Origin of the sequence: Mesorhizobium sp. M0292 (genome assembly GCF_040321695.1) — a bacterium.
In the GTDB taxonomy this organism is placed as follows: domain Bacteria; phylum Pseudomonadota; class Alphaproteobacteria; order Rhizobiales; family Rhizobiaceae; genus Mesorhizobium.
Genome location: NZ_JAMYSB010000001.1, coordinates 377809 through 397178 on the forward strand (window position 1 = coordinate 377809; position 19370 = coordinate 397178).

Here is a 19370-nt window from a genome sequence, read left to right on the forward strand (position 1 = left end):
ATGACAAGACATCCAATGATCGTCCGCAGGCTGGCCGTCGTTTGCCTGGCTCTGCTCGACGCCGTGCAGGCAGCGAGCGCAAAGGAATGTCTGCTCAGCCATGCCACCTACCGCGAGGCGCGTTCGGGCGCGGTGATGCAATTCCGGCCGCTGAACAATGAGCCGGCGGCACTGACGGCCGAAGCGTTTTCGGTGACCGTGCCCAACACCGACACGCGCTTGCCGGCCGACATCACCTGGACCAATGGCAAAAATTCGTTTCCGCTCGGCACCATCCGCCACGCCTGCACCGACGACGACCGCGAAGCGGGGCTGGAGGACGGCAGCGGCATGTGCCGGATATGGATGGGCCAGGTCTATGCCTTGACCGGAGGCGGCGCCGAGCAGCTGAATTCGCGCGAAGCGACACCGGCGCCGAAAGGGCTGTTGCTGCCCGATTTCGGCGCGGCCTTCACCGAATTTGCCGATTTCGCCAATGCCAATCCGGACGGCTCGGCGTGGGACGCCTTCACATTGACAGGATGCAGCGATGAATAGCGCCATGAGACTGATTGTCTGGATCTGCACGCTGTTTGCCTCGGCGACGATATCAGCCGCAGCGCGGGCGGACGAGCTGGCGCCATCGCGCCCGCCGATCGACAAATGCGTCTGGGAGAAACTGGCCGACAAGACGGTCGGTTTGGCCGCCTGGGTGCAGCGCTGCGATTTCGGTTTTCGCCAGATCCACTTCGAATTCGTCGGCAACGCGCTCGCCATCAAATACAGCGATGGCGGCGCGCCCGATCCGCTGGTCGAGGTGTTCGACATCAAATCAGGCGAAACCGCCGAGGCCGCGGTGTTGCGCCTGTTGCTGGAAAAGACCGACAAATCAGTCAGCGCCCGCTGCGTGCTGACGCCCTACACCGAGGGCACCGTGCCCGCCGGCGTCAAACGCTACACATTCAGCCCCGATGCTGCCTATGCCAAAGAGCTGAAAGCGGTGGTGAGTGATGACGTTCCCGAACCACCCTGCGGCGACTGGGGCGAAATGCCCGACGGCATCCAGTACTTCGAGGTGCCGGCGGGCGAGGGGCACAAGCTGCTGTTTGTGCGTGCGGGGCAGGACGAGCCGTTGTTTGACGAGCAGACGCTGCGGGTGCCGGGATAGGAGGTTGTCCTGAAGGTTACCGCTTATGCCTCTACATATTCAGCGAGACTGATTCCTTTGGGAACCTCCAGCCCATCGGCGCGCAAGCCCTCGATGTGAAAGCGTATAGCGTCGCGAATTTCGATTTCTACTTCTGGCACGGTAGCACCAGTTGCGATGCAGCCGGGTAGGTCCGGCACATAGGCAGAGAAATTGTTGCCTGCTTTTTCAATCACCACCGCGTAACGCATACAATCACTCCTTCAAACCGGACTGCTTGAGGATGCTGTTCAGTGTTCCTGGCGCAACCTCTTCAGACGGTTTGCCGGCCACGGTGACGCGGCCGGCTTTGGTTTTGTGCTTATATTGGCGATGGCTGCCCTTGGTTGCAACCAGATACCAACCGTCGGTCTCCAGCAGGCGAATGACTTCGCGGACTGTAAGCCGAGGCGGCATGAGTTCTCAGCTGCACCCGCTCGTCGAACCACAAGTATCGCACTTCTCGCAGGTGCCGTTCCGTACCATGGTGAAGTTGTGGCATTCCGAGCATTCGTTGCCGGTGTAGCCTTGCATCAAGGATTGCTGCCGCCGTGTGGAGGCAAGCGCCTTTGCCTCGGCCGCTTCTTTCGCTGCTTCGTCGGTGAACAACCCGGTGGGGTCGGCAGCCTCCTCGGAAACAATATCTTCGACCAGTTCCTTGGCTCGCTCCTCATAGTCGCGCTTGTAGGCGATGGCTTCGTCGCTTGCTGGTTTAAGCGCCAACACGTTGGAGCCTGAGAACGCAGTTGGAGTGACCCGGGCAGGGGCCGCGGCAGGCGATCCGGCAAAACCCTTGGGTTCGCCACCTAAGCCCGACACCAACTTCACTGGTGACGCGCCGCGGGTAAGGCCCTTCGAGAACGGCGTAGCCTTGCCTTCGTTGATCCCGCGCCCGAGTGCCGTCTTGTCGAAATCCGACTGGTCGACATGGGCGAGGTCGTGACGGCCGAGATAGGATACGGCGAGCTCGCGGAACACATAGTCAAGGATCGACGTCGCATTCTTGATCGCGTCGTTGCCCTGCACCATGCCGGCCGGCTCGAATTTGGTGAAGGTGAAGGCCTCGACAAATTCCTCGAGCGGCACGCCATATTGCAGGCCAAGCGAGATGGCGATGGCGAAGTTGTTCATCATCGCCCGGAAAGCGGCGCCTTCCTTATGCATGTCGATGAAGATCTCGCCGATGCGGCCGTCATCGAATTCGCCCGTGCGCAGGTAGACCTTATGGCCGCCGACGACTGCCTTCTGGGTGTAGCCCTTGCGGCGGTTCGGCAATTTTTCGCGGTCGCGGTAGAGGCGTTCGATGACGCGCTCGACGATCTTCTCGGTGACCTGCACGGCACGCTGTGAAGCGGGCGCCGCGATCAACTGCTCGACCGCATCGTCCTCGTCATCCTCGCTGTCAGCGAGCAGCGACGAATTCAGCGGCTGCGACAGCTTCGAGCCGTCGCGGTAGAGCGCGTTGGCCTTCAGCGCCAGCTTCCACGACAGCATGTAGGCGCCCTTGGCGTCTTCCACCGTCGCATCGTTGGGCATGTTGATGGTCTTGGAGATGGCGCCGGAGATGAAGGGCTGTGCCGCCGCCATCATCTGGATATGGCTGTTGATGGACAGCGAGCGCTTGCCGATCTTGCCGCACGGGCTGGCGCAGTCGAACACCGCCAGATGCTCGGCCTTGAGGAAGGGCGCGCCTTCCAGCGTCATCGCACCGCAGACATGGATGTTGGCGGCCTCGATGTCCTTCCTGGAGAAGCCCAGCGCCGGCAGCATCTCGAACGAGAAGTCGTTGAGCTGCTCATCGGTGAAGCCGAACGTCTCCTTCACCCAGTCGGCGCCCAGCGTCCACTGGTTGAAGACGAACTTGATGTCGAAGGCCGACTTCAGTGCTGCGTTAAGCGCCGCGATCTTGTCATCGGTAAAGCCCTTCGCCTTGAGCGAGCCGGGGTTGACCGCCGGCGCCTGGTTCATGTTGCCGTGGCCGACAGCGTAAGCCTCGATCTCGGCGAGCTGGCTCTCGGAATAGCCCAGCGTGCGCAGCGCTTCCGGCACGGCGCGGTTGATGATCTTGAAGTAGCCGCCGCCGGCAAGCTTCTTGAACTTCACCAGCGCGAAGTCGGGCTCGATGCCGGTGGTATCGCAATCCATGACCAGGCCGATCGTGCCGGTCGGCGCAATCACGGTCGCCTGCGCGTTGCGGTAGCCATGCTCCTCGCCGAGTTCGATGGCGCGGTCCCAGGCAGCCTTGGCGTGCGCGGCCAGTTCCTGCTGCTTCAGGTCGGACGCGACCAGCGGCACCGGATTGACGGCGAGCTTCTCGTAGCCCTGCTTTTCGCCATAGGCGGCACGGCGATGGTTGCGCATGACGCGCAGCATGTTCTGCGCATTGCGGTCGTAGTCGGCGAAGGCGCCGAGCTCGCCGGCCATCTCGGCCGAGGTGGCATAGGCAGTGCCGGTCATGATGGCGGTGAGCGCTGCGCAGATGGCGCGGCCCTCGTCGGAATCATAGGGAATGCCGGACGTCATCAGCAGGCCGCCAATGTTGGCATAGCCGAGGCCGAGCGTGCGGTATTCATAGGACTGCTTGGCGATCTCCTTCGACGGGAACTGCGCCATCATCACCGAGATTTCCAGAACGACGGTCCACAGCCGCACCGTGTGCTCATAAGCGGCGATGTCGATCGTGCCGTCGGCATTGCGGTAGGGCAGGAGATTGATCGAGGCGAGGTTGCAGGCCGTGTCGTCGAGGAACATGTATTCCGAGCACGGGTTCGAGGCCCGGATCGCACCGGCGGAGGCGCAGGTGTGCCAGTCGTTCATCGTCGTGTTGAAATGCAGTCCCGGGTCAGCGGACGCCCAGGCGGCGTAACCGATCTTTTCCCAGAGGTCGCGTGCCTTCAGCGTCTTCAGCACCTTGCCGTCCTTGCGGGCGGTCAGGTGCCAGTCGGCATCGTTCTCGACGGCGCGCAGGAAATTGTCCTTCAGCGACACCGAATTGTTGGAGTTCTGGCCGGAAACGGTGAGGTAGGCATCGGAATCCCAGTCGGTGTCGTAGGTCTTGAACGACATCGAGGTGTAGCCCTGCTTGGCGAACTGGATGACGCGGTAGATGTAGTTCTCCGGCACGGCCGACTTCTTGGCCGCCTTGATCTCGCGCTTCAGCGCGGTGTTGATCGACGGGTCGAAGCAGTCGTCATCATGGCCTTCGCAGTTGATGCAGGCCTTCATGATCGCTTCGAGATGTTTTTTCACGATCTTGGAGCCGGTGACCAGCGACGCCACCTTCTGCTCTTCATTGACCTTCCAGTCGATGAATTCCTCGATATCGGGATGGTCGGCGTCGACAATGACCATCTTGGCCGCACGACGCGTGGTGCCGCCCGACTTGATGGCGCCCGCCGCGCGGTCGCCGATCTTGAGGAAGCTCATCAGGCCGGACGAACGGCCGCCGCCCGACAGCTTTTCGCCTTCGCCGCGCAGCATCGAGAAATTGGAGCCGGTGCCCGAGCCGTATTTGAACAGGCGCGCTTCGCGCACCCACAGGTCCATGATGCCGCCTTCGTTGACGAGATCGTCCTGCACGCCCTGGATGAAACAGGCATGTGGCTGCGGATGCTCGTAGGAGGACTTCGACTTGGTCAGCTTGCCGGTAAACGGGTCGACATAATAGTGGCCCTGGCTCGGACCATCGATGCCGTAGGCCCAGTGCAGGCCGGTGTTGAACCATTGCGGCGAGTTCGGCGCAACGCGCTGGGTGGCGAGCATATAGGCGAGTTCGTCGCGGAAGGCGCTCGCGTCTTCTTCCGACTTGAAGTAGCCGCCCTTGTAGCCCCAATAGGTCCAGGTGCCGGCCAGCCGGTCGAAGACCTGGCGGGCGTCGATTTCGGAACCGTAGCGCTCGGCTTCCGGCAGCTTGGCAAGCTCGGCCTCGTCGGCGACGGAGCGCCACAGGAAGGAGGGGACGTCGTTCTCCTCGACCTTCTTCAGGCGCGCGGGCACGCCGGCCTTGCGGAAATACTTCTGCGCCAGGATGTCGGCGGCAACCTGCGAGAACTGCGCCGGCACATCGATATTGTCCAAGCGGAACACCACCGAGCCGTCCGGATTCTTGATCTCCGAAAGCGCCTTGCGGAATTCGATCTCCGCGTAAGCTGATTGGCCTGGCTTGGTGAAACGACGCTCGATGCGCATTGGTCCGGTCCCTTTGTCTATATATAGCGCTTTTCCCCGGGGATTTCTGCCCCCAATGCGAAACGCGCATGTCCGCCGTCTGCCGGCGTTCGAAAACACCGGCTCTCCTTGTGGCAGTCTTCGTCGCCTTGCTGGTCGAACTTCTTGCGAAGCAGCTGTTCCAACTCTGCGCCGAACCCTGCGGGTCCCTCAAAACTGAATTTTTCCTCGATTCCCTCGACGGAGGGAAATTCACACTATCTAGCGTCGAACCTGCCTGCAAACACTAAATATAGTGTTAACAGACAATTTATTCCAGTCCGACAAATCTCCCTTTTCGCTCCCGAAGCCCCCACGATCCAACGCTTCCGCCAGCCTCGTAAACAGGCGGAAATCATGGCCAAAACGCACAAAATCCGGGGAAATGACCGGGCTCGAAACTCTCCGGTCGCGCCCTCAACAAGAGCACATGGCACATAAAAGGCGACTCGGTTTGCGTCGTCAAGGATTCGTTTGCGTAGCTTTTGTGACCCCAACATCTTGTGTGTCACATATGTGGATAACGGGGACAAAAAGCGGCGGAGGAAAGCCCGATTCTGCCGGCGTGGACCGTTGGTGAGCGGTTCACCCGAGACTGGCCCGGCCGGATTCTGGCTCACAGCCTTTTCATTTTAGCTGGCGTGCATTATGTCTTTGGCGTCGCGCGGGGGCGCGTCTTGTCAATTCCAAGAGCATCCGTTACGCCCCGCCCATGACAGTTACCGTCCGTTTTGCCCCCTCACCAACCGGCCGCATTCATATCGGCAATGCCCGCACCGCCTTGTTCAACTGGCTGTTTGCCATGAACAACAAGGGCCGTTTCATCCAGCGCTTCGACGACACAGACATTGCCCGCTCGAGGCAGGAATTTTCCGACGCCATCCTCTACGACCTGCACTGGCTGGGAATTTTCCCCGATGCCACCGAATACCAGTCGCGGCGCTTCGAAACTTACGACGCGGCAGTGGAGCGGCTGCAAAGGGCCGGCGTTGTTTATCCCTGCTACGAGACCCCCGAAGAACTCGACCTGCGCCGCAAGGTGCGCCGCACGCGCGGCCTGCCGCCGGTCTATGGCCGCGAGGCGCTGGCGCTTTCGCAGCAGCAGATCGCCGAATACCGCTCCGATGGCCGCCGGCCGCACTGGCGCTTCCTGCTGCCGAACTTCACCAGCGATCCGCTGCAGCCCGAGCGCACCGAAATCCACTGGAACGATCTGGTGCGCGGCGAGGAAACCGTCGATCTGGCCTCACTGTCCGATCCGGTGCTGCAGCGCGAGGACGGCACTTATCTCTACACGCTGCCTTCGGTCGTCGACGACATCGAGATGGGGGTCACTCATGTCATTCGCGGCGACGACCACGTCACCAACACCGGCGTGCAGATCGCGTTGTTCAAGGCGCTAGGCGCCGAGCCGCCTGTCTTCGGCCACCACAATCTCTTGACCACGGCCTCGGGCGAGGGCCTGTCGAAGCGCAGCGGTGCGCTGTCGATCGAAAGCCTGCGCGAGGAGGGCATCGAACCGATGGCTGTGGCTTCGCTGGCCGTCCTTGTCGGCACCTCGGAAAATGTCGCAGCGGTGCATGACATGCCGGCACTGGCCGCGCGCTTCGATCCCGCCGCCACGTCGAAATCGGCGGCCAAATTCGACCCGGACGAGCTGTTCGTGCTCAATCGTGCGCTCATGCACCACATGCCGTTTTCCGAGGCGCGGGATCGGCTGATCGTGCTCGGCATCTCCGGCGACAAGGCCGAGCCGTTCTGGCTGGCGGTGCGCGGCAATCTCGACCGGCTGAGCGACGCGGTCGGCTGGTGGCGCATCCTTGCCGACGGCCCGCAGCCGGCGCCGGAATTTTCCGACGAGGATCGCGACTTCCTGCAGCAGGCCTTCGACCTGTTGCCGGAAGAGCCGTGGACCGGAACGGTGTGGAAGGACTGGACGGCCAGGATCAGGGAAGCCAGCGGCCGCAAGGGCAAGGCGCTGTTCATGCCGCTCAGGCTGGCGCTTACCGGACTTGCTTCCGGGCCGGAGCTTGCAGATCTATTGCCGCTGCTGGGTCGGGAAGGAACGCTGGCCCGACGACCCTGACCTTGCGCTGGTCCGGCGGGATCAGCGACACCGGCGACACCACCGGCTTGACGGCAAGGCGCTTGATGGCGGCGCGGTCGAGCCCGCCCTGCATATTGGCCAGCGTCTCCGGATCCGCGCCCGGATCGGGTTTGGCCGCCGGCACCGGAATGAATGGCGTTGTCTCGGTATCAGGCTGCGATTGGTCGGGCGGTGGCGGGTTGCCGCCGATGATCTCGAAATTTCCGGCCTGCGCATTGCAGCCACAAGCCAGCGGCCGCGACATGTTGGGCTGTTTGTAGAGATAGGCGGTCGGCAACTCGCTGTAGGGCCTGCCGGTCACCGACGACGTCATGTTGGCCGAATCGTCTTCCATGCCGCGCGAATAGAACACCTGCATTTCGGTGCCGGGGCAGCTCGATTCGCAATTCTTCTGGTCGCGCTCGAAATCGCCGAGCGAAGCCGAGTTCGACATCGGGAAGAAATAGCCGTCGCAGGTGCGCACGCAGCTCGTATGGAACTCGCCGCCAACCGTCGGGAAATCCGGCACGCCGGGCTGATTGAGCACCCGGCGCACATTGCGCTCCTCGCCGGGATCATCGGGCTGATCGAGCGTGTCGATCTGCCGGTTGCCGCCGAAAAGCTGGTCGAACAGATTGCCCTCGTCGGGTTCGCGGCTGGCTTCCTGCAGCGGCTCCCGGCGCGGCGCGGGCTCGTCGCGGCAGCCATTGGCGTCGAGCGCGGCCAGGATGCGGCCGCGGTCGCGCCGCGAGCCGCCGCCGGCAAGCTGCGCGCGCTTGGCTTGCAACGCATCGAGATTGGCGTTCATGCGATCGATGCTGCTGTTCAGCGCAGCACATTGGCTGACATCGCGCGAAAACAGCGAAAACCCGCAATTCGCATCGCTCGCACGACCGCGCACCTTTGATAGCTGTTCGAACTGGCGGGAGATGGCCTTGTCATACTTCCGCACCATGCTGGAATTGCCGCCGCCATTCGATGAAGAAGCAAGCTCGGCTTCCAGTTGACGGCAAACGCGGGAGGCGGCCTGCGGTTCAGTGGTGGCGACGGCCAAAAGCACAAGCGCGCCGAGCAGCGCAGCCAGATGCTTCAGCCTCCATCGTCCGCCCGTCATTGCCCGAACCCCGCTTGCCTGCCTGTCTACCGGATTCGCGGTTAACCGTTCCCTCAATCTACAACCAAAGATGGTCTTAGCCCATAGACGCGTTGCAGGAGGCGTTTGGATAGAGCGGCAACTGTGCGATCTCACCGCTGCATGAAAAAGGCGCAATCGCCCCGGAATTATCCCACGATCCAGCAAAACCCGGGGACCGGGCATGACCACGCTTACCCGTCGAACCGCGCTGCAGTTCGGTCTGTTGTGCCTGGCGGCGCCCGCCGCCCGGGCGCAGGAAAATCCAGCCGCTCCGGACTGGCGCAGCAAATTGGTCGAAGCCGCGCGTGAGCAGATCGGCGTCACCACCTTCTACGACCCGGCCTATGTCCGCCTCGGCGATCCCGGCGGCGACGTCGCGCCGGATCGTGGCGTGTGCACGGATGTCATCGTGCGCGCCTATCGCCGCGCCTTCAATCTCGACCTGCAGAAGCTGGTGCATGAGGATATGGCCGCCAATTTCGCCGCCTATCCCAAGACCTGGGGCCTGAAAGCGACCGACCGCAACATCGATCACCGACGGGTCGGCAACCTTGCCGCCTTTTTCGGGCGCAAGGGTGCTTCCTTGGCCGTAAGCGAGGATCCTGCCGACTTTCAGCCGGGCGATCTTGTCACCCAGATGCTGCCCGGCAACCTGCCGCACATCGTCATCGTCTCATCCGAACGCTCGGCGGACGTGCCGGAACGAGCGCTGGTCATCCACAATATCGGGGCGGGCGCCCGCGAGGAGGACACGCTGTTTGCCTTCACGCAGACCGGGCATTACCGTTTCGTGCCTGCCTGACGGCGTCAGTTGAAATGAACCACCGCCTGTGCCTTGTGCGCCGCCTCGACCACCGCAAGCGCCGTCATGTTGACGACGCCGCGCGAGGTCACCGACGGCGTCAAAATATGCGCCGGCTTGTCGGTGCCAAGCAGGATCGGCCCGACATGCAGCGCGTCCATCATCGTGCGCAGCGCGGTCAGCGTGATGTTGGCGGAGTCGAGGTTGGGGAACACCAGGAGATTGGCTTCGCCCTTCAGCCGCGAATGCGGATAGACGCGCTGGCGCAGATGCTCCGACAGGGCTGAATCGGCATGCATCTCGCCGTCGCATTGCAGGTCGGGCGCAACGCGCGCCAGGATCGCCGCTGCCTGCCGCATCTTCAGCGCGCTGGGAGAATCACGCGAGCCGAAATCCGAATGCGACAGCAGCGCTGCCTTCGGCTCGATGCCGAAGCGCTGGATTTCCTCCGCCGCCAATATGGTCATTTCGGCGATTTCCTCGGCCGTCGGGTCGACCGAGACATGGGTGTCGGTGAGGAAGATGATGCCGCGCTGCGAGATCAGCATCGACAGCGTCGACAGGTCGCGGTCCTTGACGCCCGCGCGTGGTCCGATGACCAGCGTCACATTGCGCAGATGCCGCTCGAAACGGCCCTCGAGGCCGCAGATCATGGCGTCGGCATCGCCGCGCTTCAGCGCCAGTGCCGCAATCACCGTATTGTCGGTGCGCACCATGGTGCGCGCGGCCTCCGTCGTCACGCCGCGCCGGCCGGCAAGCTCGATCAACAGGTCGACATAATGGCGGTAGCGCGGATCGTCTTCCGGGTTGATCAGGCCGAAATCGACGCCCGGCTTGATACGCAGGCCGTAGCGCTTCAGCCTGACCTCGATGACATGCGGGCGGCCGATCAGGATCGGCTCGGCAATGCCTTCCTCCAGCACCACCTGGGCTGCGCGCAGCACGCGCTCGTCCTCGCCGTCGGCATAGATGACGCGCTTGGCGGTCGACGCCTTGGCCGAGGAAAACACCGGCTTCATCACTAGGCCGGAGCGGAAGACGAAGCGGTTGAGCTGGTCGATATAGGCGGCGAAGTCGGTGATCGGCCGGGTCGCGACGCCGGTGTCGCAGGCAGCCTTGGCCACCGCCGGCGCGATGCGCAGGATCAGGCGGGGATCGAAGGGCGAGGGGATAAGGAAGTCGGGTCCGAAGATCGGCGTCTCGCCGGAATAGGCGCGGGCGGCGACGTCGGATGGTTCCTCGCGGGCAAGCGCGGCGATCGCCCGGACCGCGGCCATCTTCATCTCCTCGTTGATGGCGCTGGCGCCGCAATCCAGAGCACCGCGGAAAATGTAAGGAAAACAAAGCACGTTGTTGACCTGATTGGGGAAATCGGAACGGCCGGTGCAGATCATCGCGTCGGGACGAGCGGCGCGCGCGACCTCCGGCATGATCTCGGGATTGGGATTGGCCAGCGCCAGGATCAACGGCTTAGGCGCCATATGATCAAGCAATTCCGGCTTCAGCACGCCGGCGGCCGACAGGCCGAGAAAAACGTCGGCGCCAGGGATCACATCGGCCAGCGTGCGCGCCTCGGTGTCCTTCACATAGGGGTCTTTCCAGCGATCCATCTCGTCGGTGCGGCCCTTGTAGGCGACGCCGAAGCGGTCGGTGACCCAAATATTCTCTACCTTGGCGCCAAGCGAGACCAACAGGTTGAGGCAGGCGAGCGCTGCCGCACCGGCGCCTGAGGTGACGATCTTGATGTCGGAAATGGTCTTGCCGGCGAATTCCAGCCCGTTGAGCACGGCGGCGGCGACGATGATGGCGGTGCCATGCTGGTCGTCATGGAAGACGGGAATGCCCATGCGGGCCTTCAACTGCGCCTCGACCTCGAAGCATTCGGGCGCCTTGATGTCCTCGAGATTGATGCCGCCGAAAGTCGGCTCCAGCGCCGAGATCGTCTCGACCATGCGCTCTATGCCCGGCGCGTCGATCTCGATGTCGAAGACGTCGATGCCGGCGAATTTCTTGAACAGCACCGCCTTGCCTTCCATCACCGGCTTGGAGGCGAGCGGGCCGATATTGCCGAGCCCGAGCACGGCCGAGCCGTTGGAGACGACGCCGACCAGATTGGCGCGCGCTGTATAATCGGCCGCGGTTGCCGGATTGTCGCGGATTTCGAGGCAGGGCGCGGCAACACCCGGCGAATAGGCCAGCGCCAGATCGCGCTGGTTGCCGAGCGGCTTGGTTGCCTGAATCTCGAGCTTTCCCGGCCTTGGATGCTTGTGGAAGTAGAGGGCGGCTTCGTCGAGGTCCGAACGTGCCGTTTTCTTGTTCTCGCCTTCCATGCGGCCGCTCCCTCAAACCTGCTTTGCAGCCTTTTAGCACGCAACAATGGTTTTTCGCGACGCCAAATAACGCAAGGGCGGCTAAAACAACCGAGGCCGAAAAGACCGAATTATTTCAAACGGTTGCGCGGAAATCCTGCTGAGGATGCACTGAGCCCTTCAGAACGCGCTGACATAGAGGCCGCCATCGACCGGGATGTTCTGGCCGGTGAGATAACCGGCATGGACCGAGCACAGAAAGGCGCAGATCTGGCCGAACTCTTCCGGCGTGCCGAGCCGCTTGGCCGGAACGTCGGCGCTGATGCGGGTCTTGCGCGCTGCGGCCGCTGCCGGGTCTTCCATCGTGCCGGCCTCATGCGGGCCGCGCAGCCGGTCGGTGTCGAGCTTGCCCGGCAGCAGGCTGTTGATGGTGACGTTGCGGTCGATCACCGTGCGCGCCACGCCGGCCAGGAACGAGGTCAGGCCGGCGCGCGCGCCGGACGACAGATCGAGGCCGGGAATCGGGACGTAGACCGACAGCGAGGTGATGTTGACGATGCGGCCGAAGCCGCGCTTGGCCATGCCGTCGATGACGGCCTGCACCAGTTCGATCGGCGTCACCATGTTCTGCGTCACGCCTTCGAGGATCTTTGCGCGGTCGAGTTCGCGGAAATCGCGCAAGGGCGGGCCGCCATTGTTGTTGACCAGGATATCCGGGTCGGGGCAGGCGGCAAGGAGCGCGTTCTGCACGTCGGGTTTCGAGACGTCGCCGACGATCTCGGTCACCTTCACGCCGTAGCGTTCGCGCAGTTCGGCTGCGGTTTTTGCCAGCAGCTCGGCATTGCGGCCGTTGACGACGAGATCGCAGCCGGCCTCGGCCAGCGCCATGGCGCAGCCGCGGCCCAGCCCTTTGCTCGATGCGCAGACGATGGCTTTCTTGCCCTTGATGCCAAGATCCATGACGATTTTCTCCTGTGAATGGCGCGGCACGCTAGCCCTTTGGCTGGCCCAATCGCAACCGTCATACGGTTGTTGCATGAATCGGGGCATAGCCTGCGCGAAAGCAACGGTGACGATCTGATGTCCGGTACAGAAACCCGCACTTTCCGCAGCATGTTCATATCCGACCTGCATCTCGGATCGAAGGCGGCCAAGGCCGAGTTCCTGATCGATTTCCTGCGGTATCACGACGCCGATATCATCTATCTCGTCGGAGACATCGTCGACGGCTGGCGTCTGCGGCGCAGCTGGCATTGGCCGCAGAGCCACAATGACGTCGTCCAGAAACTGCTTCGCAAGGCGCGCAAGGGCACCTCGATCACCTATATCGCCGGCAATCACGACGAATTCGCGCGCCAGTTCCAAGGCGTGCATTTCGGCGGCATCGTCGTTGCCGACCGCGCCATCCACGAAACCGCCGATGGCAGGCGCCTGCTGGTCATCCACGGCGACCAGTTCGACACCGTCGTCCACAATGCACGCTGGCTGGCCTATCTCGGCGACTACGCCTATGACGCGGCGATGCTGGTCAACCGCGCGGTGACGAGGCTGCGCCACCTGCTTGGGCTTCCCTACTGGTCGTTCTCGTCCTGGGCCAAGGTCAAGGTCAAGAAGGCGGTCAACTTCATCGGCTCGTTCCAGACCGTGCTGACCGAGGAGGCCCGCCGCTCGCATGTCGACGGCGTCATCTGCGGCCACATCCATCACGCCGCGATCGAGACTTATGAGGATGTGCAGTACATCAACACTGGCGACTGGGTGGAGAGCTGCACGGCGGTGGTCGAACATTTCGACGGCAAGATGGAGATCATCCACTGGGCGCTGGTGCTGCCCGAAGCACCGGACGAGCCGCTCATCCCCTTGCTGATCGAAGACAGGGTCGTCGAAGCGGCATAACCCTCCTGTTAATCGACTGGCCCAGGCAGTTTCGGACCGCTTTCGCGCATGTTAAGGGATCGATCTGCGTTGCAGCCCTTGTGCAGCGTAATTGGATCGATTCATGTCGCTGCCGCCGCTCTCGCCCGAACAACTCGTCAAACCGCGCCATTTCGAACTGCGCATGAGTCTGATCTTCGCGACATTATTCGTGTCGCTGGGAACGCATGTGCCTTATTTCCCGCTGTGGCTGCATGCCCAGGGTTTCCACGCCGAGCAGATCGCCATCATCCTGGCGGCGCCGATGTTCCTGCGCGTGGTGACGACGCCGCTGCTGACCGCGCTGGCGGACCGGGCGAAGGACAGGGCCGATGTCTATATTGCGCTGGTGGCCGCGACGATGGTGCTTTCCGCCGGCTATTTCCTCACTCCCACCTATGCGGCGGTGCTTGCCGTATCGCTGGCGCTGACGGTGGTGTGGACGCCGCATTCGCCGATCGCCGATTCGCTCGCGCTGTCGGGCGTGCGCCGCTTCGGCTCGAACTACACCGCGATGCGCAAATGGGGCTCGATCTCCTATCTCTGCGCCAACGTCGCAGGCGGCTTTATCCTGGCCTGGACGAGCCCGCAGGCCGTGCCGGTAATCATCTTTGCGGCATTGTCTGCCGCGCTCGTCGCCGGATTGCTGGCGCCGCGGCTTGGCCGCCCGCGCCGGGCTTCGCCGCTTTCGGCCGCCGACATCCAGCATCAGGCGCCGAGCCTTCTCAATCCGTATTTCCTGTATTTCACCCTCGGCGTCGGCATCATCACCGCCAGCCATGCCTTCCTCTACGGCTTTGTCTCAATCTACTGGAAATCGGTCGGCATCAGCGATTCCGTCGTTGGCCTGCTGTGGGCCTGGGGCGTGGTGGCCGAGGTCTGCATGTTCGTGTTTTTCAACCGTATTTTTGCCTCCGTCTCAGTCGTCAAGGTGATGCTGATCGCCGGCGTCGGCTCCATCGTGCGCTGGATCGCCTTTCCGTTGATCTGGCCACTCGGGCTTGGCGTTGCCGGTTTCTTCGGCGTCCAGACCCTGCATTCGGTGTCGGTGGCGATGGTGTTGATCGGCCTGCAGAAGATGATCGGCGAAACGGTTTCGGAAGAACGCACGGGTGCGGCGCAAGGCATTGCCTATTTCTTCAACGGCTTCTTCATGGCGGCGGTGACGCTGGCGTCCGGCCCGCTTTACGAGCGCTACGGCGTCGACGGCTTCCTGGCGATGATCCCGATCGCCATCGTCGGCCTGGCGCTGATCGGGCTCGCCGCGCGTTCAGCCCCACAGCATCCTGTCAGGCGGTGACACCAGCGACCCCTGGTACACGAGGCCGGGCTGGCGGTCGCGGGCAAGCAGCAGCGGACCGTCGAGGTCGACGAAGTCGGCGCCTTGCGCCAAAAGCACTGCCGGCGCCATCGCCAGCGACGTGCCGACCATGCAGCCGACCATCACGCCGAATCCCAGCTCCCGGGCGCGGTTGCGAAGGGTAAGGGCGGCGGTCAGGCCGCCGGATTTGTCGAGCTTGATGTTGACGGCGTCATAGAGGCCGACAAGCGTTTCGAGGTCCTTCGCCTCGTGGACGCTTTCGTCTGCGCAGATCGGCACCGGATGCGCGATGTGGCGCAGGATGGCATCATGGCCGGCGGGAAGCGGCTGTTCGATCAGGGCTATGCCATGTTCGGCGGCGAAAGCGAGATTCTCGATGATGTTGGCATCGATCCAGCCTTCATTGGCGTCGAGGATGATGCGGCTGTCGGGCGCCGCTTCGGTCACGGCGCGGATGCGGGCCATGTCGTTGTCGCCGCCAATCTTGACCTTGAGCAGCGGCCGCCCGGCATTGGCGCGGGCTTGCGCCGCCATTGCCTCCGGCTCGCCCAGCGACAGCGTGTAGGCCGTCTCCAGCGCCGACAAGGGCACAACGTGGATGGCGTCCGCGACCGCAACGCCGCTGATCTTGGCCTCCAGGTCCCACAAGGCGCAATCGATGGCGTTGCGGGCAGCACCCGCCGGCATCGCATCGAGCAGTTCCTTGCGGCTGATGCCGCCTTCTATCTGCCGGCGCATGGCCTCGATGGCGTCGCGCACCCCCTCCATGGTCTCGCCATAGCGCTTGTAGGGGACGCATTCGCCCCATCCGCGATTGTCCCCATCACTGATCGTGCAGGTAATGACTTCGGCTTCGGTCTTCGACCCGCGCGAGATGGTGAAGGTGCCGGCAATGGGAAAACGCTCGGCCTCAACCGAAATGACACGCGCCATAATTTTCTGCTCCGGCTATGCGACAACGCGTCGTCGGCAAATCGACAGGTACGACCCGTCAGGCTAAACAGGACGCCATGTTGACCATCGGCAAACGCGACGCAAGCGGCAACGCCGCCAAGGAGGCCGACCACCAGCCCCGCGTTGCGGTCGGCGAGGAGGGCGGCGTCCTCGGCTGCGCTTTCTCCGGCATCTGGACGACGACGACAGTGGCGCTGATCGACGCCGAGATGCGCAAGATCGAGCAGCGCAAAGGCTTCCAGACGCTCGCTTTGGATCTTTCCCACATCGAGAAGATGGACACCGCCGGCGCCTGGCTGATCGATCGCCTGGTCAGTGTCTTCGAAAAGAAGGGTGTCGAGATCAAGATGCAGGGGCAAAGCGATGTCGCCTCGATCCTGCTCGGCGCCGTTGGCGAAGCTGTCCGGCGCGAGCCCGAATCGCGCGGCGTCCGGCGCCCCAACATCATCCTCCGCGGGCTGGAGGCGGTCGGCCGCCGCATCTATGAGATGCGCGACGATTTCCTCGCCTCGATGAACATCCTTGGCGCCACCATCGGCGGCGCCCAGATGAAGCTCGGGCGCGGCCATGCCATCAACCCTGCGGCGATCTTCAACCAGATCGATCGCATGGGGGTCGGCGCCATCCCCGTGGTGGTGCTGATGTCGGCGATCGTCGGCGCCATCGTCGCCCAGCAGGGCGCCTACCAGCTCAACTATTTCGGCGCCAACATTTTCGTTGTCGATCTGGTCGGCGTGCTGATCCTGCGCGAGCTCGGCGTGCTGATGACCGCCATCATGATCGCCGGCCGTTCCGGCAGCGCCATCACCGCCGAGATAGGCTCGATGAAGATGCGCGAGGAGGTCGATGCGCTGAAGGTCATCGGCCTCAACCCGATCGGCGTGCTGGTGTTTCCGCGCCTGGTGGCGCTGGTGATCGCGCTGCCCTGTCTCACCATCGTCGCCAATTTTGCCGCCCTTGGCGGCGGCATCCTCGCCGCCTGGCTTTATTCCGGTATTGCGCCGACGGCCTTCATCGACCGGCTGCGCGGGGCAATCGATATCAGCACCATCTTCGCCGGGCTGATCAAGGCGCCGTTCATGGCCATGATCATCGGCACCATTGCTTCCGTAGAAGGCATGAAGGTCGGCGGCAGCGCCGAATCGCTGGGGCTGCACGTCACCGCCTCGGTGGTGAAGTCGATCTTCGTCGTCATCATCCTCGATGGCCTTTTCGCAATCTTCTACGCGTCGATCGAGTTCTGACATGATGCGCAGAAACTCAAAGGCGACCAAGGCTGTGCAGGGAATGGAAGAAGACGATATCGTGCTGTCGGTGCGCGATATCACCGTTTCCCTGGACGACAAGCTGATCCTCGACAAACTGGCGCTCGACATCAAGCGCGGCGAAATCCTCGGTTTCGTCGGCGCCTCGGGCGCCGGCAAATCGGTGCTGCTGCGCACGATTCTCGGCCTGCTGCACAAGCAGTCCGGCACGATCAAGCTGTTTGGCCTCGACCTCGAAAAGGCCAGCGACATCGAACGGTTGCGCATCGATATGCGGCTTGGCGTGCTTTTCCAGCACGGCGCCCTGTTTTCGGCGTTGACCGTGCAGGAAAACGTGCAGGTGCCGATGCGCGAATATCTCGATCTGCCGAAGAAACTGATGGACGAGCTGGCCTTGCTCAAGATCGAACTGGTCGGCCTGCCGCCGGACGCCGCGCAAAAATTTCCCTCGGAGCTTTCGGGCGGCATGATCAAGCGCGCCGCCCTGGCGCGGGCGCTGGCGCTCGACCCCGACATCGTCTTCCTCGACGAGCCGACGTCCGGCCTCGACCCGATCAGCGCGTCCGAATTCGACGAATTGGTGGTGAAGTTGCGCGATACGATGGATCTGACGGTCTATATGGTGACGCACGATCTCGACACGCTGTTTACCGCTTGCGACCGCGTGGCGGTGCTCGGCAACAAGAAAATCCTGGTCGAAGGCACGATCGACGACATGCTGAAAAGCGAAGAACCGTGGGTCAAATCCTATTTCCGCGGAAAACGCGCTCGGCAACTTGATCTTGCCGCGCGCGCATAGACATAAGTGGGGCAATGGAAACCAGAGCCAACTACGTAATTGTCGGCATTTTCACCCTGGCTGCGATCCTGGCGGCGTTCGGGTTCGTCTATTGGACCGCCCAGATCGGTGATCGCGGCGAGACGGCGGAGCTGCGCGTGCGCATTCAGGGTTCGGCCTCCGGCCTCGGCCCCGGCAGTCTGGTGCTGTTCAACGGCGTCAAGGTCGGGGTGGTCAAGCGCGTCTATTTCGACCGCAATGACCCCAATGCCGCCATTGCTACGACCGAGATCGACCAGACAACGCCGCTCACCAAATCGACGCAGGCCGATATCGGCATCGCCAGCCTTGCCGGCCAGGTCAACATCGAATTGAAGGGCGCCGATCCCAAGGAACCGAACCTGCTGGAAGAGGCGGCAAAGGAAGGCAGGACGGCCGAGATCATCGCCAATCCGTCAGCGGTCACCAACCTGCTGCAGACGGCGCAGAACATCTTCACCCGCGCCGACAAGGTGCTTTCCGACCTAGAAGGTTTCACCAGGGATGTGCGCGGGCCGCTGACCCAGACCGTCAAGAACGCCCAGACATTTTCCGATGCGCTGGCCAGGAATGCCGACGGCATCGACAAGTTCCTGACCGCCGTCAGCGCGCTGTCGGATGAGCTGAAGGGTGTTTCCGGCAAGCTCGACGGCACGCTGAAGGCTGCCGAAGGCCTGCTCAATGCCGTCGACAAGGACAAGATCAAGAGCATCGTCGCCAATGTGGACGCCGTCACCGCCAATCTGAAGGAGACCAGCGGACAGCTCGACGGAGTGATCAAGAACGTCGATACCGCGGTCGGCTCGGTCAACGATTTCGCCACGCGCACGCAAGGCACGCTGGCAAAGGTCGACAATGTGCTCGACGGCATCGATCCGGCGCAGGTGCGCGTGGCGCTCGCCAACATTCAGAAGGCCAGCGAAAATGCCAACAAGGCCGCCGCCGACATCGCCAAGGTGACCGACAAGTTCGCCGACCGGGCCGACGACATCGACGAGACGATCAAGGACGCCAAACAGCTTGCGTCGCGCCTCAACGATGCCTCGGTGCGCGTCGACGGCATCCTGAAAAGGGTCGATACGCTGCTCGGTTCGGGCCAGGCCGACGGCGTCATGGCCGATGCCAGGGACACGCTGAAGTCGTTCAAGCAGGTCGCCGACACGCTGAACGCCCGGCTTGGCACGATCACCGACAACATCGCGCGCTTCTCGGGCCAGGGCCTGTCGAATGTCGAGGCGCTGGTCCAGGACAGCCGGCGTTCGATCAGTCGCATCGAAGAGGCGGTGACCGATCTCAGCCGCAACCCGCAGCGCATCCTGTCGGGCGGCGACGGCGAGGTCCGGCAGTTCGATGGCAGGGCACGGCGTTGACTTCCGTGCCCGCCCGCAGCAATTAC

The 19370-nt window shown here is 63.0% G+C and carries 16 protein-coding genes; 9 read left to right on the forward strand and 7 right to left on the reverse strand.

The window, feature by feature from the left end; translation table 11 throughout:
- Both NKI96_RS01930 and NKI96_RS01935 read left to right on the forward strand, forming a co-directional pair.
- The gene (locus tag NKI96_RS01930) at positions 1 to 537 is read left to right on the forward strand and encodes a hypothetical protein (RefSeq protein WP_352802702.1); all 537 of its coding nucleotides are present in this window, start codon (positions 1 to 3) and stop codon (positions 535 to 537) included.
- A 4-nt stretch (positions 538 to 541) separates the two neighbouring features.
- Positions 542 to 1147, forward strand: coding sequence for a hypothetical protein (locus tag NKI96_RS01935; protein ID WP_352802705.1), 606 nt, complete (start codon positions 542 to 544; stop codon positions 1145 to 1147).
- A gap of 23 nt (positions 1148 to 1170) precedes the next feature.
- Here the strand turns inward: NKI96_RS01935 and NKI96_RS01940 are convergent, their stop codons facing one another.
- Genes NKI96_RS01940 through NKI96_RS01950 form a run of 3 tightly spaced genes read right to left on the reverse strand, consistent with a single transcriptional unit; the run spans position 1171 to position 5353 of the window.
- Positions 1171 to 1377 (reverse strand): type II toxin-antitoxin system HicB family antitoxin, encoded by a 207-nt coding sequence (locus NKI96_RS01940; protein ID WP_023669048.1) that lies wholly within the window; start codon positions 1375 to 1377, stop codon positions 1171 to 1173.
- A gap of 4 nt (positions 1378 to 1381) precedes the next feature.
- A complete protein-coding gene (locus NKI96_RS01945; RefSeq protein ID WP_023669047.1) occupies positions 1382 to 1582 on the reverse strand; it encodes a type II toxin-antitoxin system HicA family toxin in 201 nt (66 codons plus the stop codon).
- A 6-nt stretch (positions 1583 to 1588) separates the two neighbouring features.
- Complete coding sequence (locus NKI96_RS01950) at positions 1589 to 5353, reverse strand: vitamin B12-dependent ribonucleotide reductase (RefSeq protein ID WP_352802708.1); 3765 nt, start codon at positions 5351 to 5353, stop codon at positions 1589 to 1591.
- A 730-nt stretch (positions 5354 to 6083) separates the two neighbouring features.
- On the opposite strand from NKI96_RS01950, the gene gltX reads away from it, so the two are divergent.
- Entirely contained in the window at positions 6084 to 7457 is a 1374-nt protein-coding gene (gene gltX / locus NKI96_RS01955) for a glutamate--tRNA ligase (protein ID WP_352802711.1), read from the forward strand.
- Here the strand turns inward: gltX and NKI96_RS01960 are convergent.
- Positions 7375 to 8571, reverse strand: a complete 1197-nt coding sequence (locus NKI96_RS01960; protein WP_352802714.1) for a DUF2865 domain-containing protein — start codon at positions 8569 to 8571, stop codon at positions 7375 to 7377. The genes gltX and NKI96_RS01960 overlap by 83 nt on opposite strands.
- 202 nt (positions 8572 to 8773) lie before the next feature.
- Between NKI96_RS01960 and NKI96_RS01965 the strand changes: the two genes are divergently transcribed.
- Positions 8774 to 9394 (forward strand): DUF1287 domain-containing protein, encoded by a 621-nt coding sequence (locus tag NKI96_RS01965; RefSeq protein ID WP_352802717.1) that lies wholly within the window; start codon positions 8774 to 8776, stop codon positions 9392 to 9394.
- Positions 9395 to 9399: 5 nt separating this feature from the next.
- Here NKI96_RS01965 and NKI96_RS01970 read toward each other — a convergent pair whose 3' ends face one another.
- Positions 9400 to 11724, reverse strand: a complete 2325-nt coding sequence (locus NKI96_RS01970; RefSeq protein WP_023694169.1) for an NADP-dependent malic enzyme — start codon at positions 11722 to 11724, stop codon at positions 9400 to 9402.
- 159 nt (positions 11725 to 11883) lie between these two features.
- Positions 11884 to 12663: an SDR family oxidoreductase gene (locus NKI96_RS01975; protein ID WP_023699356.1), complete on the reverse strand. Its 780-nt coding sequence runs from the start codon at positions 12661 to 12663 to the stop codon at positions 11884 to 11886.
- Between the two features lie 120 nt (positions 12664 to 12783).
- Between NKI96_RS01975 and NKI96_RS01980 the strand changes: the two genes are divergently transcribed.
- Both NKI96_RS01980 and NKI96_RS01985 read left to right on the forward strand, forming a co-directional pair.
- On the forward strand, positions 12784 to 13599 hold the full coding sequence (locus tag NKI96_RS01980) for a UDP-2,3-diacylglucosamine diphosphatase (protein ID WP_352802719.1): 816 nt from the start codon (positions 12784 to 12786) through the stop codon (positions 13597 to 13599).
- A 103-nt stretch (positions 13600 to 13702) separates the two neighbouring features.
- Positions 13703 to 14917 carry an MFS transporter gene (locus NKI96_RS01985; RefSeq protein WP_023726894.1) on the forward strand — a complete coding sequence of 405 codons (1215 nt, stop codon included), beginning with the start codon at positions 13703 to 13705 and terminating at the stop codon, positions 14915 to 14917.
- On the opposite strand, the gene dgcA is transcribed toward NKI96_RS01985, so the two are convergent.
- The gene (gene dgcA, locus NKI96_RS01990; RefSeq protein ID WP_023690143.1) at positions 14888 to 15871 is read right to left on the reverse strand and encodes an N-acetyl-D-Glu racemase DgcA; all 984 of its coding nucleotides are present in this window, start codon (positions 15869 to 15871) and stop codon (positions 14888 to 14890) included. The two genes, NKI96_RS01985 and dgcA, sit on opposite strands and share 30 nt — an antisense overlap.
- A 77-nt stretch (positions 15872 to 15948) precedes the next feature.
- Between dgcA and NKI96_RS01995 the strand changes: the two genes are divergently transcribed.
- Genes NKI96_RS01995 through NKI96_RS02005 form a run of 3 tightly spaced genes read left to right on the forward strand, consistent with a single transcriptional unit; the run spans position 15949 to position 19344 of the window.
- On the forward strand, positions 15949 to 17136 hold the full coding sequence (locus NKI96_RS01995) for an MlaE family ABC transporter permease (RefSeq protein WP_023708615.1): 1188 nt from the start codon (positions 15949 to 15951) through the stop codon (positions 17134 to 17136).
- 1 nt (position 17137) lies between these two features.
- Positions 17138 to 17956 (forward strand): ABC transporter ATP-binding protein, encoded by an 819-nt coding sequence (locus NKI96_RS02000; protein WP_023726892.1) that lies wholly within the window; start codon positions 17138 to 17140, stop codon positions 17954 to 17956.
- A gap of 14 nt (positions 17957 to 17970) precedes the next feature.
- Complete coding sequence (locus tag NKI96_RS02005; protein ID WP_023690141.1) at positions 17971 to 19344, forward strand: MlaD family protein; 1374 nt, start codon at positions 17971 to 17973, stop codon at positions 19342 to 19344.
- Positions 19345 to 19370: the final 26 nt, after the last annotated feature.

Coding starts and splice junctions, on each gene's coding strand:
- NKI96_RS01965 (WP_352802717.1), top strand. CDS start 8,774: ATGACCACGCTTACCCGTCGAACCGCGCTGCAGTTCGGTCTGTTGTGC.
- NKI96_RS01980 (WP_352802719.1), top strand. CDS start 12,784: ATGTCCGGTACAGAAACCCGCACTTTCCGCAGCATGTTCATATCCGAC.
- NKI96_RS01950 (WP_352802708.1), bottom strand. CDS start 5,353: ATGCGCATCGAGCGTCGTTTCACCAAGCCAGGCCAATCAGCTTACGCG.
- gltX (WP_352802711.1), top strand. CDS start 6,084: ATGACAGTTACCGTCCGTTTTGCCCCCTCACCAACCGGCCGCATTCAT.
- NKI96_RS01995 (WP_023708615.1), top strand. CDS start 15,949: ATGTTGACCATCGGCAAACGCGACGCAAGCGGCAACGCCGCCAAGGAG.
- dgcA (WP_023690143.1), bottom strand. CDS start 15,871: ATGGCGCGTGTCATTTCGGTTGAGGCCGAGCGTTTTCCCATTGCCGGC.
- NKI96_RS02005 (WP_023690141.1), top strand. CDS start 17,971: ATGGAAACCAGAGCCAACTACGTAATTGTCGGCATTTTCACCCTGGCT.
- NKI96_RS02000 (WP_023726892.1), top strand. CDS start 17,138: ATGATGCGCAGAAACTCAAAGGCGACCAAGGCTGTGCAGGGAATGGAA.
- NKI96_RS01960 (WP_352802714.1), bottom strand. CDS start 8,571: ATGACGGGCGGACGATGGAGGCTGAAGCATCTGGCTGCGCTGCTCGGC.
- NKI96_RS01975 (WP_023699356.1), bottom strand. CDS start 12,663: ATGGATCTTGGCATCAAGGGCAAGAAAGCCATCGTCTGCGCATCGAGC.
- NKI96_RS01985 (WP_023726894.1), top strand. CDS start 13,703: ATGTCGCTGCCGCCGCTCTCGCCCGAACAACTCGTCAAACCGCGCCAT.
- NKI96_RS01945 (WP_023669047.1), bottom strand. CDS start 1,582: ATGCCGCCTCGGCTTACAGTCCGCGAAGTCATTCGCCTGCTGGAGACC.
- NKI96_RS01935 (WP_352802705.1), top strand. CDS start 542: ATGAGACTGATTGTCTGGATCTGCACGCTGTTTGCCTCGGCGACGATA.
- NKI96_RS01970 (WP_023694169.1), bottom strand. CDS start 11,724: ATGGAAGGCGAGAACAAGAAAACGGCACGTTCGGACCTCGACGAAGCC.
- NKI96_RS01940 (WP_023669048.1), bottom strand. CDS start 1,377: ATGCGTTACGCGGTGGTGATTGAAAAAGCAGGCAACAATTTCTCTGCC.
- NKI96_RS01930 (WP_352802702.1), top strand. CDS start 1: ATGACAAGACATCCAATGATCGTCCGCAGGCTGGCCGTCGTTTGCCTG.